14 protein-coding genes are annotated in these 14,323 nt (G+C 70.2%); 7 read left to right on the plus strand and 7 right to left on the minus strand.

Annotated elements, in window-relative coordinates:
* Positions 1–3 precede the first annotated feature (3 nt).
* Complete coding sequence (locus F0P95_RS10875) at positions 4–903, plus strand: helix-turn-helix domain-containing protein (RefSeq protein ID WP_182334241.1); 900 nt, start codon at positions 4–6, stop codon at positions 901–903.
* An 81-nt stretch (positions 904–984) separates the two neighbouring features.
* Complete coding sequence (locus F0P95_RS10880; RefSeq protein WP_182334242.1) at positions 985–1,674, plus strand: isoprenoid biosynthesis enzyme family protein; 690 nt, start codon at positions 985–987, stop codon at positions 1,672–1,674.
* A gap of 82 nt (positions 1,675–1,756) precedes the next feature.
* Here F0P95_RS10880 and F0P95_RS10885 read toward each other — a convergent pair whose 3' ends face one another.
* The 4 genes from F0P95_RS10885 to yidD all read right to left on the minus strand — a co-directional run bounded on the left by F0P95_RS10885 (position 1,757) and on the right by yidD (position 5,002).
* Entirely contained in the window at positions 1,757–2,305 is a 549-nt protein-coding gene (locus F0P95_RS10885; RefSeq protein WP_182334243.1) for a DUF805 domain-containing protein, read from the minus strand.
* 225 nt (positions 2,306–2,530) lie between these two features.
* On the minus strand, positions 2,531–3,382 hold the full coding sequence (locus F0P95_RS10890; protein WP_182334244.1) for a M23 family metallopeptidase: 852 nt from the start codon (positions 3,380–3,382) through the stop codon (positions 2,531–2,533).
* Positions 3,382–4,728: a dihydroorotase gene (locus F0P95_RS10895; RefSeq protein ID WP_182334245.1), complete on the minus strand. Its 1,347-nt coding sequence runs from the start codon at positions 4,726–4,728 to the stop codon at positions 3,382–3,384. Before F0P95_RS10895 ends, F0P95_RS10890 begins: the two co-directional genes overlap by 1 nt.
* A 1-nt stretch (position 4,729) precedes the next feature.
* Positions 4,730–5,002: a membrane protein insertion efficiency factor YidD gene (yidD, locus tag F0P95_RS10900; RefSeq protein WP_182336950.1), complete on the minus strand. Its 273-nt coding sequence runs from the start codon at positions 5,000–5,002 to the stop codon at positions 4,730–4,732.
* Between the two features lie 127 nt (positions 5,003–5,129).
* Here yidD and dksA point away from each other — a divergent pair, with 127 nt between their 5' ends.
* Entirely contained in the window at positions 5,130–6,377 is a 1,248-nt protein-coding gene (dksA, locus tag F0P95_RS10905) for an RNA polymerase-binding protein DksA (protein WP_182334246.1), read from the plus strand.
* A gap of 110 nt (positions 6,378–6,487) precedes the next feature.
* On the opposite strand, the gene F0P95_RS10910 is transcribed toward dksA, so the two are convergent.
* The 3 genes from F0P95_RS10910 to cysS form a co-directional block, all read right to left on the minus strand.
* On the minus strand, positions 6,488–7,732 hold the full coding sequence (locus tag F0P95_RS10910) for an MFS transporter (protein WP_182334247.1): 1,245 nt from the start codon (positions 7,730–7,732) through the stop codon (positions 6,488–6,490).
* Entirely contained in the window at positions 7,729–8,169 is a 441-nt protein-coding gene (locus tag F0P95_RS10915; protein WP_054665055.1) for a SufE family protein, read from the minus strand. Before F0P95_RS10915 ends, F0P95_RS10910 begins: the two co-directional genes overlap by 4 nt.
* 76 nt (positions 8,170–8,245) lie before the next feature.
* Positions 8,246–9,619, minus strand: coding sequence for a cysteine--tRNA ligase (gene cysS, locus F0P95_RS10920; protein ID WP_182334248.1), 1,374 nt, complete (start codon positions 9,617–9,619; stop codon positions 8,246–8,248).
* 170 nt (positions 9,620–9,789) lie between these two features.
* On the opposite strand from cysS, the gene F0P95_RS10925 reads away from it, so the two are divergent.
* From F0P95_RS10925 to F0P95_RS10940, 4 genes are all read left to right on the plus strand, one after another.
* Complete coding sequence (locus F0P95_RS10925; protein WP_182334249.1) at positions 9,790–10,347, plus strand: hypothetical protein; 558 nt, start codon at positions 9,790–9,792, stop codon at positions 10,345–10,347.
* A gap of 307 nt (positions 10,348–10,654) precedes the next feature.
* Entirely contained in the window at positions 10,655–11,662 is a 1,008-nt protein-coding gene (locus tag F0P95_RS10930) for an N-acetylornithine carbamoyltransferase (protein WP_182334250.1), read from the plus strand.
* 71 nt (positions 11,663–11,733) lie between these two features.
* Positions 11,734–12,942 carry an argininosuccinate synthase gene (locus F0P95_RS10935; protein WP_182334251.1) on the plus strand — a complete coding sequence of 403 codons (1,209 nt, stop codon included), beginning with the start codon at positions 11,734–11,736 and terminating at the stop codon, positions 12,940–12,942.
* Between the two features lie 253 nt (positions 12,943–13,195).
* Positions 13,196–14,293 (plus strand): acetylornithine deacetylase, encoded by a 1,098-nt coding sequence (locus F0P95_RS10940; RefSeq protein WP_182334252.1) that lies wholly within the window; start codon positions 13,196–13,198, stop codon positions 14,291–14,293.
* The last annotated feature ends 30 nt before the right edge of the window (positions 14,294–14,323 follow it).

Raw genomic sequence — 14,323 nt, forward strand, 5'->3', positions numbered from 1 at the left:
CGCATGGACTACATCGAGCATCCGCCGCCGCCGGGACTGCAGCGCCACGTGCGTTGCCTGTGGGTGCTGCGCGACGCTGCCCCCGATGGCGAGCCGCAGGTGATCTATCCGGATGGTTGCTGCGAACTGCTGGCCGAACTGGGCGTACCGCTGCGCTTCCACGGCGCCGACGGGCAGGTCCGCGCCGACCAGCCGTTCTGCTTCGCCGCCCAGCAGCGCGGCCCGATCCGGCTGCAGGCGACCGGTGCGGTGTTCTGCATCGGCGTGCGGTTGACGCCGGCGAGCAGCGCGCTGGTTGCCGGCGCGCGGTTGCCGGCGCTGCGCGACCATGCCCCCGACCTGCACACGCTGGACCCGGGATTCGCCGCGCGCTTCGGCGAGGCCGCGCAGGCGTGCGCCGCCTCGCAGTCGCCGGAGCCCCTGTGGCGCCTGTTGCGCGGGCAGTGCGCCGGTTTCACCCCCGATACGCTCATCGAGCGCGCGGTGGCCATGCTCGACGCGGCAGATGGCGACCTGCGCATCACCGCACTGGCGCAGCGGCTCGGCACCGGACTGCGCACCCTGCAGCCGCGCTTCCTCGCGGCGGTGGGCATGACCCCGAAGGAGTACGCCCGCGTGCGCCGCCTGCAGGCGCTGCTGCGTACGCTGGATGCCGAAGACACGGACATCGCCGATGCCGCCGCACGCCATGGCTACAGCGACCAGGCCCACGCCACGCACGACCTGCTCAGCTGGACCGGCACCACCCCGGCCCGGCTGGTGCGTGCGCTGCGCGGCGACCGGCACGGCGACGATGCGCTGCGGCTGGCGGCCGCCTTCGTGCGCGGCACCAGCGCCCGGCCCGCGGCGCGGGCGCGTGGCACCGATTGCAGGACGGCGACGCGCCGGTCCGACGGCGCCTGATGCGCCTGTGGGGGCCTGCCCGGTGGCCGCCAGCCGCGCAGGACGGCAGACGGCGAGCGGGCGGATTCTTACAATGGGCGCATGACTGGATCTGATTCGCTGGACGGTTTCCTGGACAAATGGCGCGAGCGCTGGCCCGAGTGGTCGCTGGTCGACCGTTTCGTCGCACCGGAACTGCATCGCCGCAGCGTGGCGTGGTTCGCGCTGCTGCAGGAATTCGACGACATGCTCAACATCGCCGGCGATCCGTTGCCGGCCAATGCCAAGCTCGGCTGGTGGGGTGAGGAACTGCGCAGCTGGGCCGGGCAGCGCTCGCGGCATCCGCTCGGGCGCGTGCTGGAGCCGGTGCGGGCGCCCTGGGCACAGCTGGCCCAAGCCCTGCCGGACCTGGCCGAGGCCCGCGATGCCGTGGCCGATCCGGCGCAGGCGCGTAGCGCACTGCAACGGTTCGCCGATGCGGTGGCGGCGGTGGAGGCGGCCCTGTTCGATGCGCCGCTGCAGCCCGCCGCCGCTGATGCGGTGCTGACCCAGCTGCTGGCGCAGCGGGTGCAGGACCTGGGTGCCGCCGCGGTGCCCACCGCCGCCGGTGGCGAAGGCCCCTGGCAGCAGTTTCTGTTGGCGCGCTGGCCGGCGCGGGTCGCGGGGCCCCGGCCGCGCCGGCTGTATGCGGCGCTGGCCCGTGCCCGCCTGCAGGCCCGCATCCGTGGCGGCGACTACCAGCCCGCTCCGGCGGCGTTGCTGTGGCGTGGGTGGTGGGCGGCGCGGGGCTGATCGCCCCGGGCCTGCGGGTGCGGGCGACCGTCGACGGCAGGGGCCCTGGCCGGTGGCGGGCGGCCGCCGTGGAAGGGGGCGATCACGCCGGTGGAGCGGCGAGCGGCTCGCTTGCCCTGGTCGGATAGGTGAGCAGGTAGAGCAGCACCAGGATGCCGCCTACCGGCGCCAGGCTGATCAACTGCCACCAGGGGTTGAAGCCCGCGTCGCGCAGGCGCCGCGTGCAGGCCGCGAGCCACGGCAACAGCACCAGCAGCGAAGCCAGCTGCAGCGGCAGTGGGCCGACAGCCTCGGCAAGCAGTTGGGCCAGGGCCAGCAGCATGGCCACGGCCAGTGCGAACCACCAGAAATCCGCGCGTGGCGTGGTGCCTTTGAACTCCAGTCCACGCAGTACGCCTTCGCGCATGGCCTGCAGCGCCGGCTGGCTGGGCGCCGGCTCGCCCAGCAGCAGGCTGCCGGCCGGTACTTCGAAGACGGCGGCCAGGGCCCGCAGGGATTCGGTGGAGATCTTCGCGCCCGATTCCAGGCGCTGGATGGTCCGCAGGTTCAGGCCACTCAATGCGGCCAGTTGCTCCTGCGACCACTGGCGGGCGAGGCGCAGTTCGCGAAGTCGGGTGCCGTTGACATGCATGGGGATTCCTCGGGGCAGTGGGCTCGGGTTGCCGCCATCATCCTGCCGGATGCCCGCCAGTGGTGAGGACATGCCCCCGACATGGACCCGACACGGCCCCGGCGGCGCGGCCTCGCGGCGGCGCCCTGGCCGTTCGCCGCCGCTCGGGCCCCTCGGGCGACGCGGGGGCGGCAGCGGATGAGCACCCGGCGGCCCGCGTCCGTGCCGGGCGCGGACGCGGGCGGGCTACCTGCCGCGCTCGAGTACCAGCAGCGGGTCGATGCGGGTGTCGAACCAGTTCATGCCCCAGTGCAGGTGCGGCCCGGTCGCGCGCCCGGTGGCACCGACCGCGGCGATCACCTGTCCCTGCGCGATGCGTTCGCCGACCTTCACGTCGATCCGCGACAGGTGCAGGAAGTTGGAGCTGATGCCGAACCCGTGGTCGAGCACCAGGGTGCCGCCGGTCAGGTAAAGGCCCGGGTCGGCGAAGGTGACGATGCCCGCGGCCGGCGCCTTCACCGGGGTGCCGGTCGGCGCGGCGATGTCCATGCCCGAATGGCCGGCGCCGGGTTGTCCGTTGTAGACCCGGGCATTGCCGAAGCGGCCGCTGATGCGGCCCTGGACCGGCCACAGGAAGGTCTGGGCGAAGTCGGTGCGGTTGTCGTCGCGTTGCCGCGCCTCGGTGACCCGGGCCTGTTCGCGGGCGATGCGCTCGGCGATGGCCGGCGGCGGGTTCACCGTCTTCGGCGGCACGCCGTTGACCCGTTCCAGCGGCCAGTCGCGCGCGGCCACCGCGATCACCGCGGTCTCCTCGGAACCGTCCGGGCGGCGCACCTGCACCTGCAGCGGGCCGGTCTCGTCGCGGCCGATGCCGAACACCACGCTGCCGTAGCCGCTGACCCGCAGGTCGCGGCCGGCATGGCGCACGCGGCTGCCGGCAGGCACCTTGCCGATCACCATCGCGCCCTGCGAGGCGCTGGCCGGGAACAGCACGCGGTTGTCGATCAGGTCGGCGATGCCGTCCTGCGCCAGCACGCCCTGGGCCGCAAGCAGGGGGGCGGCGGCCAGCAGCACCCCCGACAGGAGCATCGAACGCATCAGCGGGCGTAGGTCATGCGCTGGCCGGCCGGGCTGCCGACCAGCCGGCTGCCGTCCCACACCCGCTGGCCGTTGACCCAGGTCGAGGCGATGCGCGAGCGGAAGGTGGTGCCTTCGAACGGCGACCAGCCGCACTTGGACAGCACGTCCTCGCGCCTGACCGTGAACGGCACGTCCTCCACCAGCACCAGGTCGGCGAAATAGCCTTCGCGCAGGAAACCGCGTTCCTCCACGTCGAACAGCTGCGCCGGGGCGTGGGCGAACTTCTGCACCACCTGTTCGCGGGTGAGCTTGCCCTCGTGCACGCGTTCCAGCGCGGCGACCAGCGCGTACTGCACCAGCGGCAGGCCGGACGGCGCCTGCGCGTAGGGCTTCTGCTTTTCTTCCCAGGTGTGCGGGGCATGGTCGGTGGCCAGCACGTCCAATACGTCGTCGGCCAGCGCGGCGATGATCGCCTCGCGATCGGCCACGTCCTTGATCGCCGGGTTGCACTTGATCAGGTTGCCCTTGGTGGCGTAGTCCGGGCGGGCGAAATGCAGGAAGTGCACGCAGGTCTCGGCGGTGATCTGCTTGCGGCTGCCATCGGCACGCACCAGCGGGCCCTTCTCGAACAGCGCCAGTTCGTCGGCGGTGGAGATGTGCAGCACGTGCAGGCGGGTGCCGTGCCTGCGCGCCAGCGACATCGCCAGCCGGGTCGACTTGATGCAGGCTTCGCGCGAACGGATGTCCGGGTGCATCTCCGCGGTCAGCGCATCGCCGTACTTTTCCTGGAACGCCTTCATGTTGGCGTCGATCATCGGCGTGTCTTCGCAGTGCGTGATGATCGGCGTGGGGCAGTCGCGGAAAATCGCGTCCAGCGTGTCCGGGTCGTCGACCAGCATGTTGCCGGTGGAGGCGCCCATGAACACCTTTACGCCCGGCGCCTTCTTCGGGTCGAGCATGCGGATGGCGTCCAGGTTGTCGTTGCTGGCGCCGTGATAGAAGCCGTAGTTGGCCCAGGCGCGGCCGCGCGCGAGCGCGTACTTTGCCTCCAGGATGGTCGAATCCAGGGTCGGCGGGTTGGTGTTGGGCATGTCCATGAAGCTGGTGAGGCCACCGGCCACCGCCGCCGCCGACTCGCTGGCGATGTCGCCCTTGTGGGTCAGGCCGGGCTCGCGGAAATGCACCTGGTCGTCGATCATGCCCGGCAGCAGCCAGCGGCCGGTGGCATCGACCACTTCCTCGCCGGCGCGCGGCGCCAGCCCGCTGCCTATCCGGGCGATGCGGCCGTCCTCGATGCGCAGGTCGCCGTCGAAGGTGCGGCCCTCGTTGACCATGCGGGCATTGGTGATGAGCGTGGAGGACATGTCAGTGTTTTCCTGTGCAGCGGCAAGTGGGGGAGTGCGCCTTGTCCGGGACCGGGTCGAAGCCGCCGGGATGGAGCGGATGGCAGCGGCCCAGCCGGCGCAGCGTAAGCCAGCTGCCCCGCAACGGGCCGTGCAGGCGGATCGCGTCCATCGAGTACTCGGAGCAGCTGGGGACAAAGCGGCAGCGCGGCCCCAGCAGGGGGCTGATGAAGCGCTTGTAGAAGCGCAGCAGGGCGATGAGGAGTCGGCTTATCACCCCGGGATGATAAGCCAGCTGGCATTGCCCAAGGATTTGTCGCACGATGCCAGACAGGTGGCAGGCGGACTTGGTACGCCGGTCGCCCACCGGGGTACGCCGCTCGTGCCCGGTCACGTTCCGAACCGCGCGGGAGGGTCCGGCGATGCCGCCGGGCCGCTCCGGGGCAGCTCGGGCATCCGTTCATGTCGGGGCGGTCGGCGCGGTTGCCGCTGCTGGTCGGGTAGGCTATAAAGGCCCGCTTTCCCGGGCCCCGGGGGAAACAAGGAAGAGCGTTTCGTGGCTGCTAAAAAAACCTGCAAAAAAGGCCGTCAAGGTCGCCAAGAAAACCGCCAAACCTGCAGTCAAGAAGGCGGCGCCGAAGCCGGTAGTCAAGAAACCGGCCGCCAAGCCCGCCAGGCCAGCTGCGAAGAAGGCGCCTGCCAAGAAGGTGGTGGCCAAGAAGGCCCCGGCCAAGCAGGCAGCGCCCGCCAAGAAGACGGTGGCCAAGAAGGCCGCGGTCAAGAAAGCCCCAGTCAAGAAGGTGGCTGCCAGCAAGGCCCCGGTGAAGAAGGTGGCCGCCCCGGCGGCCAAGGTGGCCAAGGCCGCCAAGCCTGCCAAGCCGGTGGTCAAGAAGGCCGTCGCCAAGACCGCGGCCAAGGCGTCCACGTCCCCGGTCAGCAAACCCGTCGTCAAGTCCGTACCGAAGCCGGCTCCCAAGCCGGTGCCGGCCAAGCCTGTCCCGGCCACAGTCGCCAAGACGGTACCCGCCCCGGCCCCCGTGCCGGCGGCCAAGGCACCGGCTCCGGCAGCCAAGGCCCCGCAATCCAAGAATCCCGTGCCTGTTTCGAAATCCCCCGCAAAGACCGTCGTCAAGTCCGCCGCTCCCGCCGCCGTCCGTCCGGTCGGCAAGGTTGCCGTTGCCGTAACCGCACGCTCGGCCGCCCCGGCCCCGCGCAGCAAGCACAAAGTGGTCGAGTACAAGACCGACGAGGCGACCGGTCGCCCGATCCTCCCGGCCGGCTACAAGCCCGCGGCGGACGAGGAATACATGAGCCCGCTGCAGCAGGAGTACTTCCGCCAGCGCCTGCAGGACTGGCGCGCCGATCTGGTGGAGGAATCCAAGCAGACCATCGAGAACCTGCGCGAGGAAGTACGCGACATCGGCGATGAGGCCGAACGCGCCACCCGCGAGACCGAGAATTCGCTGGAACTGCGCACCCGTGACCGTTACCGCAAGCTGATCGGCAAGATCGACAGCACGCTCAAGCGCCTGGAGTCGGGCGACTACGGCTACTGCGTGGACACCGGCGAGGAAATCGGCCTGGAGCGCCTGGAAGCGCGCCTCACCGCCGAGCGCACCATCGATGCGCAGGAACGCTGGGAACACATGCAGAAGCAGCAGGGCGATTGATTCCGATCCCCTGTGAACAAAAAGCCCCGCCTTGCGCGGGGCTTTTTGTTTGCAGCGTTCGCGCCGGCATCGCGGCTGCGGCCCGGTCGTGCGGCCGCCATCGCCCCGGGCTACTGCAGGTCGCGCAGGTTCAGGCGCCTCAGCGTCGGGTTCTTCCACGCGGTGAGGCCCGCCACGCCCAGCACCGCGCAGCCGCCGACCACCACCGCCGGCACCAGTCCCAGCAGCCGCGCCATGGTGCCCGCGTAGAACGCGCCCAGTTCATTGGACGAACTGATGAAGATGCCGTTGATCGACGACACCCGGCCTCGCATCTCGTCGGGCGTGGCCAGCTGCAGGATGGTCGAGCGCACCACCACCGACACGCCGTCGAACGCGCCGTAGAACAGCAGGATCGCCGCCGACAGCCAGAAGCTGCGCGACAGGCCGAAGCCGATCACGCACAGCCCGAAGCCGGCCACCGCGTACAGCAGCACGCGTCCGGCGTTGCGGTGCAGCGGGTGCCGGGCCAGCCACAGGCCCACGCATACCGATCCCAGCGCCGGTGCCGCGCGCAGGATGCCCAGGCCTTCCGGCCCGTAGTGCAGGATTTCCTGGATGAAGGCCGGCAGCATCGCCACCACGCCGCCCAGCAGCACCGAGAACATGTCCAGCGCCATCGCACCGAGCATCACCGGCGTGGACAGCACGAAACGCGCGCCCTCGGCGATGCTGGCGAAGATCGGCGCGCGGGTCTGCGGCGGTGGCGCTTCGTGCACGCGCAGCAGGGCCAGCGCGGCCATGGCCAGTACCGCCATCGCCGCGGCCACGGCATAGGCCAGGGCCTTGCCGCCCCAGCCGACCAGGACGCCGCCCAGTGCCGGCCCGAGCACCATGCCGGCCTGGAACACCACGCTGCCGAAGCCGGCGCCGCGCGCGTACTGCCCGCGCGCCAGCACCCGCGCGAACAATGCGTTGTAGACCGGCGACAGGAAGGCGCGGACCATGCCGGTCAGGGCGATCGCCAGGTAGATCGGCCACGTGCCCTGGAACGGCAACGCGCCCAGCGCGACCGCGCACAGGATGGCGGCGGTGGCTACCAGCCCGAGGCTGGCCGCCATGCCCAGGCGGCGGCGTGGCAGGTGGTCCACCAGGTAGCCGGCGAATGGCGCCACGCAGAAATAGGGCAGCACTTCGGCCAGGCCGACCAGGCCCAGCGAGAACGGATTGCGGGTGATCTCGTAGATGTGCCAGCCCACCGTGACCGCGACGATCTGGTAGGACAGCATCGCGGTGATGCGGTAGGCCAGCAGGTGCGCGAAGCCGGGCTGGCGCAGCAGCGCGCCCACGCCGGCATCGCCGCTGCCGGCGGTCACTGCGGTTGCGACCGCGCGGTGTCGCGGATGAACGACAGCATTGCCGCCAGCCCGTTGCTGCGGGTCGGCGACAGGTGCCGGGCCAGGCCGATGGAGGCCACGTACTCCGGCTCGGTGGCCAGGATCTCGGCGGCGGGTCGGCCGGAGTAGACGCGCAGCGCCAGATAGATCAGCCCGGAAACGATGGCCGAGTCGCTGACCGCGTGGAACACGAGCCGGTCGGCATTGCCTTCCGGCACGATCCATACCATCGACTGGCAGCCGTGCAGGCGGTGCGCCTCGGTCTTCCACGCATCCGGGAAGGGCGGCAGCTTGCGGCCGAGGTCGATCAGGTACTGGTAGCGCTCGGACCAGTCGCCGAAGAAGGAGAATTCGTCGGCGATCGCGGCCTGGGCTTCGGCGGCGGTGGCTTCGAGCGGGAAGGGGGAGTCGGTCATCTTGGTTCCGTCAGGGGAGGGCCTTGCCGTCCGCGGCATGGCGGGAGCGGCACCGGATGTGCCGGCCGGGCATCGGCTAGGCGCGCTTGCGCACCCAGCGCACGCCCTGCGGGGTGTCCTCCAGCACGATGTTCTCCGCCGCCAGCTGCTCGCGGATGGCGTCGGCACGGGCGAAGTCGCGGGCCTGCTTGGCGGCGATGCGTTCGTCGATCAGGGCCTGGATGCGGGCATCGTCGTCGCTGCCGGCGCCGCGGCCGAACCACGCCGACGGTGCCTGCTGCAACAGCCCCAGGGCCAGCCCGGCACCGAGCAGTTCGCCCTTCAGGCGCGCCTTTTCGCCGGCGCTTCCGGCCTTGCGTGCCTCGCTGGCGATGCGCGCCACCTCGGCCAGCGCCAGCGGCGTGTTGAGGTCGTCGTCCAGTGCGGCCTCGACCGCGGCCGGGATCGCGGCACCGGCGTCGACCTCGTCCAGGTCGCGCAGCGTGCCGTACAGCCGGTCCAGGGTGCGCACGGACTGCTCGATCAGGGCGTCCGACCAGTCCAGCGGCTGCCGGTAGTGCGCGGACAGCAGCGCGTAGCGCAGCGCTTCGGGCGGGTGCTGGCGCACCAGGTCATGCACGCGCTCGATGTTGCCCAGCGACTTGCTCATCTTGGCGCCGCCGAAGTTGAGCATGCCGTTGTGCAGCCAGAAGCGGGCGAAGGTACGCCCGCCGTGGGCGCATTCGCTCTGTGCGATCTCGTTCTCATGGTGCGGGAACTGCAGGTCAACGCCGCCGGCATGGATGTCGATGGTGTCGCCCAGGTGGGCGGCGGCCATCGCCGAGCATTCGATGTGCCAGCCCGGGCGGCCGCGGCCCCAGGGCGATTCCCAGCCGGGCAGGTCGTCGCTGGATGGCTTCCACAGCACGAAATCGCCCGCGTCGCGCTTGTACGGGGCCACCTCGACGCGGGCGCCGGCCAGCATTTCGTCCGGGTCGCGCCGCGACAGCTTGCCGTAGCCGTCGAAGGTGGCGACCGCGAACAGCACGTGGCCTTCGGCGGCATAGGCGTGCCCGGCCTCGATCAGCCGCTCGATCATGGCGATGATCTGCGGGATGTGGGCGGTGGCCTCGGGCTCGATGTCCGGCGGCGCCACGCCCAGCGCGGCCATGTCGTCGCGGTAGGCGGCGGCGAAGCGGTCGGTGATGGCCGCGATCCGCACCCCCTGTTCGCGGGCCGCGGCGTTGATCTTGTCATCGACGTCGGTGATGTTGCGGGCGTAGCGCAGGCCGCCGAAGCGGCGCCGCAGCAGGCTCGCGAGCACCCCGAACACCACCGGGCCGCGGGCGTTGCCGATATGCACGTAGTTGTAGACGGTCGGGCCGCACACGTACATGGTCGGGGCGGCCGGATCCAGCGGGGCGAACGGCTCCAGCTGCCGGGTCAGGGTGTTGTACAGGTGCAGGGCCATGGGCGTGCCGTGGGAGCGAAAACAGAGCCGGCAATTCTAGCGGGCCGGGGCCGGGTGGGCACGCCCGGGCTGGGCAGCGGCGCGATGGACGGGTAATGTTCAGCCTCCATCCCTTGTCGCGCCTACACTATATCGGTGGTCATCCCTCATCCATCTCCGTTGAAGTGTCGATGAAGCGCGCTCCCGTGTCGCTGTCCATGGCCTGCCTGCTGGCCGTCTCCGCCATGCCGGCCGGGGCGCAGAACACCGACCTGCGCAACCGGGTGGTGATCGTCGAGAACGTGCGCTACGACTATGCGCAGGTGCTCAACGTCGAGCCGGTGTTCCAGACCCTGCGCGCCACCCGTACCGAGGAGCATTGCGAGCCCGTCTCCACGCTCACCCTGGCGCCGGTGGAGGTCAAGGGCGAGGAGCAGAAGGGCGGCTTCCGCCGCTTCTGGGATTCGGTCAAGGGCATCTTCAGCCACCAGGACGGCGAGGACGAGGCCGGTGCGGAGGTGCGTGCGGCGGGGGCCGGCAACAACGGCGCGCTGCTCACCCCCGAGTGCCGCATCATCGAGGTGGGGCGCGAGTTCCGCCGGCCCATCGCCTACGACGTGGATTACGTCTACAAGGGCGTCAAGTTCCGCTCGCGGTTGCCCGAAGACCCCGGCAACCGCCTCAAGCTGCGGGTGTCGATCACCCCCGAGCTGGGCGAAGGCCTGGAGCAGGGACCGGCCAACCCCTGATTGCTGCGCCGCGGCACTTGCGTGGTGCCGGGGCGCGTGCGACCATGCGCGACGATGAAGGCGAACAGCTTCCAGCACGAAACCAGCACCGCCCGGATGGCCTCCGGCATGACCTCGCGTGCCCGCCGACCGGAATCCCACATATTCGCTGGGTAAACCGGAGCCGCGTGCTGTCTGTTCGGAAAACCCAGCCCCCGGCTGGGTTTTTTCGTTTCTGTTCCACGAAAGTTTCAACTGCAATGAGCCGCGCGTCCGCGCATCCTGCCGCCGGCAACGGTGGTCCCCCGCACCAGCAAAGGATGGATCGATGTCTGTGAAGCACTTCTTGAACACCCAGGACTGGAGCCGCGCCGAGCTCGACGCGCTGTTGACCCAGGCGGCGCTGTTCAAGCGCAACAAGCTGGGCGACGACCTGAAGGGCAGGTCCATCGCGCTGGTGTTCTTCAACCCGTCCATGCGCACCCGCACCAGCTTCGAGCTGGGCGCGTTCCAGCTCGGCGGCCACGCCATCGTGCTGCAGCCGGGCAAGGACGCGTGGCCGATCGAGTTCGACCTGGGCACGGTGATGGACGGCGACACCGAGGAGCACATCGCCGAAGTGGCGAAGGTGCTGGGCCGCTACGTCGACCTCATCGGCGTGCGCGCCTTCCCGAAGTTCGTCGACTGGCAGTACGACCGCCAGGACATCGTGCTCAAGGCGTTCGCCAGGTATTCGCCGGTGCCGGTCATCAACATGGAGACCATCACCCATCCGTGCCAGGAGCTGGCGCATGCGCTGGCGCTGCAGGAGCACTTCGGCAGCAGCGACCTGCGCGGCAAGAAGTACGTGCTGACCTGGACCTACCACCCCAAGCCGCTGAACACCGCGGTGGCCAACTCGGCGCTGACCATCGCCACCCGCATGGGCATGGACGTGACCCTGCTGTGCCCGGACGAGCAGTACATCCTCGACGAGCGCTACATGGGCTGGGCCGCGCAGAACGTGGCCGAGAGCGGCGGGTCGCTGACGGTCAGCCACGACATCGAAAGCGCCTACCGCGGCGCCGACGTGGTCTACGCCAAGAGCTGGGGCGCACTGCCGTACTTCGGCAACTGGGCGCCGGAGAAGCCGATCCGCGACCAGTACAAGCACTTCATCGTCGACGAGGCCAAGATGGCGCTCACCAACAACGGCGTGTTCAGTCATTGCCTGCCGCTGCGGCGCAACGTCAAGGCCACCGACGCGGTGATGGATTCGCCGCAGTGCATCGCCATCGACGAGGCCGAGAACCGCCTGCACGTGCAGAAGGCGATCATGGCCGCACTGGTCCGCTGATCCATCCCGCCGCTTTCCCTTTTCCCGATTCAACAACGGCGGCCCGCGCGTCGCTCAACGAGATCCCCCACATGACCACTCCCAACGATTCCCGCGACATCGTCCTGGCCTTCTCCGGCGGCCTGGACACCAGCTTCTGCGTGCCCTACCTGAAGGAGCGCGGCTGGAACGTGCACACCGTGTTCGCCGACACCGGCGGCGTGGACGCCGAGGAGCGCGAGACCATCGAGAAGCGCGCCGCCGAGCTGGGCGTGGCCAGCCACGTCACCGTCGATGGCGGCCCGGCGATCTGGGAAGGCTTCGTCAAGCCGTTCGTGTGGGCCGGCGAGGGCTACCAGGGCCAGTATCCGCTGCTGGTGTCCGATCGCTACCTGATCGTCGATGCCGCCCTCAAGCGCGCCGCCGAGCTGGGGACCAATGCCATCGCCCACGGCTGCACCGGCATGGGCAACGACCAGGTGCGCTTCGACCTGGCGGTGAAGGCGCAGGGCGATTACCGCATCCTCGCCCCGATCCGCGAGATCCAGAAGGAGCACACCCAGACCCGCGCCTACGAGCAGGCGTACCTGGAAGAGCGCGGCTTCGGCGTGCGCGCCAAGCAGAAGGCCTACACCATCAACGAGAACCTGCTGGGCGTGACCATGTCCGGTGGCGAGATCGACAGGTGGGAAGCCCCGGGCGAGGGTGCGCGCGGCTGGTGCGCGCCGCGCAGCGCGTGGCCGATCGAACCGCTGACGGTGACCTTGAAGTTCGTCGAGGGCGAGGCGGTGGAACTGGACGGCAAGGCGCTGCCGGGCGAGCAGATCCTGGCAAGGCTCAACAAGCTGTTCGCCCCGTACGGCGTCGGCCGCGGCGTGTACACCGGCGATACTGTGATCGGCCTCAAGGGCCGCATCGTGTTCGAGGCGCCGGGCCTGACCGCGCTGCTGGCCGCGCACCGCGCGCTGGAGGACGCGGTGCTGACCAAGCCGCAGAACCGCTTCAAGCCGGACGTGGCGCGCAAGTGGGTGGAACTGGTCTACGAAGGCTTCTATCACGACCCGCTGAAGACCGACCTGGAAGCGTTCCTGCAGTCGTCGCAGGGCAAGGTCAACGGCGAGGTGGTGCTGGAGACCCGTGGCGCCCGCGTCGACGCGGTGGCGGTACGTTCGCCGCACCTGCTCAACGCCAAGGGGGCGACCTACGCACAGTCGGCCGACTGGGGCGTGGAAGAGGCCGAGGGTTTCATCAAGCTGTTCGGCATGAGCTCCACGCTGTACGCGCAGGTCAACCACGGTTGATGCGCGCGTCCTTCCCGCCACGGGGCGGGAAGGGCGCCTGCAGATTCCGGCCCACCCGCGCCCCGGGTTCCGGGGCGCGAAGCAGGGCACAGCGCGGTGCGGTGCAGGGAGTGAAGCCCTGTGGCGCCGGTCCGTGCCGGTCCGGCTGTTGCGGTCAACGCCTTCGATGGGCGCCCGCATGCGGCCGGGCACTCCCGCCATCCCCGTTTCCCGTACGCGCCAGCCGCCTGCCACTGACAGCTCCCGACAGACCATGACCGACCTGCTCGAATCCACGCTCTCGCACCTGGAAAAGCTGGTGTCCTTCGACACCCGCAACCCGCCGCGCGCGATCACCACCGGCGGCATCTTCGATTACCTGCGCGCGAACCTGCCCGGGTTCCAGGTCGAGGTGATCGACCATGGCGCCGGCGCGGTGAGCCTGTACGCGGTGCGTGGCGCGCCGAAGTACCTGTTCAACGTGCACCTGGACACGGTGCCGGATTCGCCGCACTGGAGTGCCGATCCACACGTGATGCGGCGCCTGGACGATCGCGTGGTCGGGCTCGGGGTATGCGACATCAAGGGCGCCGCTGCCGCGCTGGTGGCCGCCGCCAACCGCACCGACGGCGATGCGGCGTTCCTGTTTTCCTCGGACGAGGAAGCCAACGACCCACGCTGCATCGCCGCCTTCCTGGCCCGCGGCATCCCGTATGAAGCGGTGCTGGTGGCCGAGCCGACCCTGGGCGAGGCGGTGCTGGCGCACCGCGGCATCAGCTCGGTGCTGATGAGATTTAGCGGCCGCGCCGGCCATGCCTCCGGCCAGCAGGACGCGGCGGCCAGCGCGCTGCACCAGGCCATGCGCTGGGGCGGCCGCGCGCTGGACCACGTGCAGTCGCTGGCGCATGCGCGCTTCGGCGGCCTGACCGGGCTGCGCTTCAACATCGGCCGCGTCGAAGGCGGCATCAAGGCCAACATGATCGCGCCCGAGGCCGAGCTGCGTTTCGGCTTCCGCCCGCTGCCGTCGATGGACATCGACCAGCTGCTGGCGACCTTCGCCGGTTTCGCCGAGCCGGCGGCCGCGCATTTCGAGGAGACCTTCCGCGGCCCGAGCCTGCCGTCCGGCGACATCGCCCGCGCCGAGGAACGCCGCCTGGCCGCACGCGACATCGCCGAGGAACTGGGCCTGCCGATCGGCAATGCGGTCGACTTCTGGACCGAGGCCTCGCTGTTCTCGGCCGCCGGCTACACCACCATGGTCTACGGTCCCGGCGACATCGCCCAGGCCCATACCGCCGACGAGTTCGTGACGCTGGAGCAGCTGCAGCGCTACGCCGGTTCGGTTCTCACGATCCTGCAGCGCGGCGCCTGATCGCCGCGTTCCATCCCCACGACAGACGAA

Source organism: Stenotrophomonas acidaminiphila, from assembly GCF_014109845.1.
In the GTDB taxonomy this organism is placed as follows: Bacteria; Pseudomonadota; Gammaproteobacteria; order Xanthomonadales; family Xanthomonadaceae; genus Stenotrophomonas; species Stenotrophomonas acidaminiphila.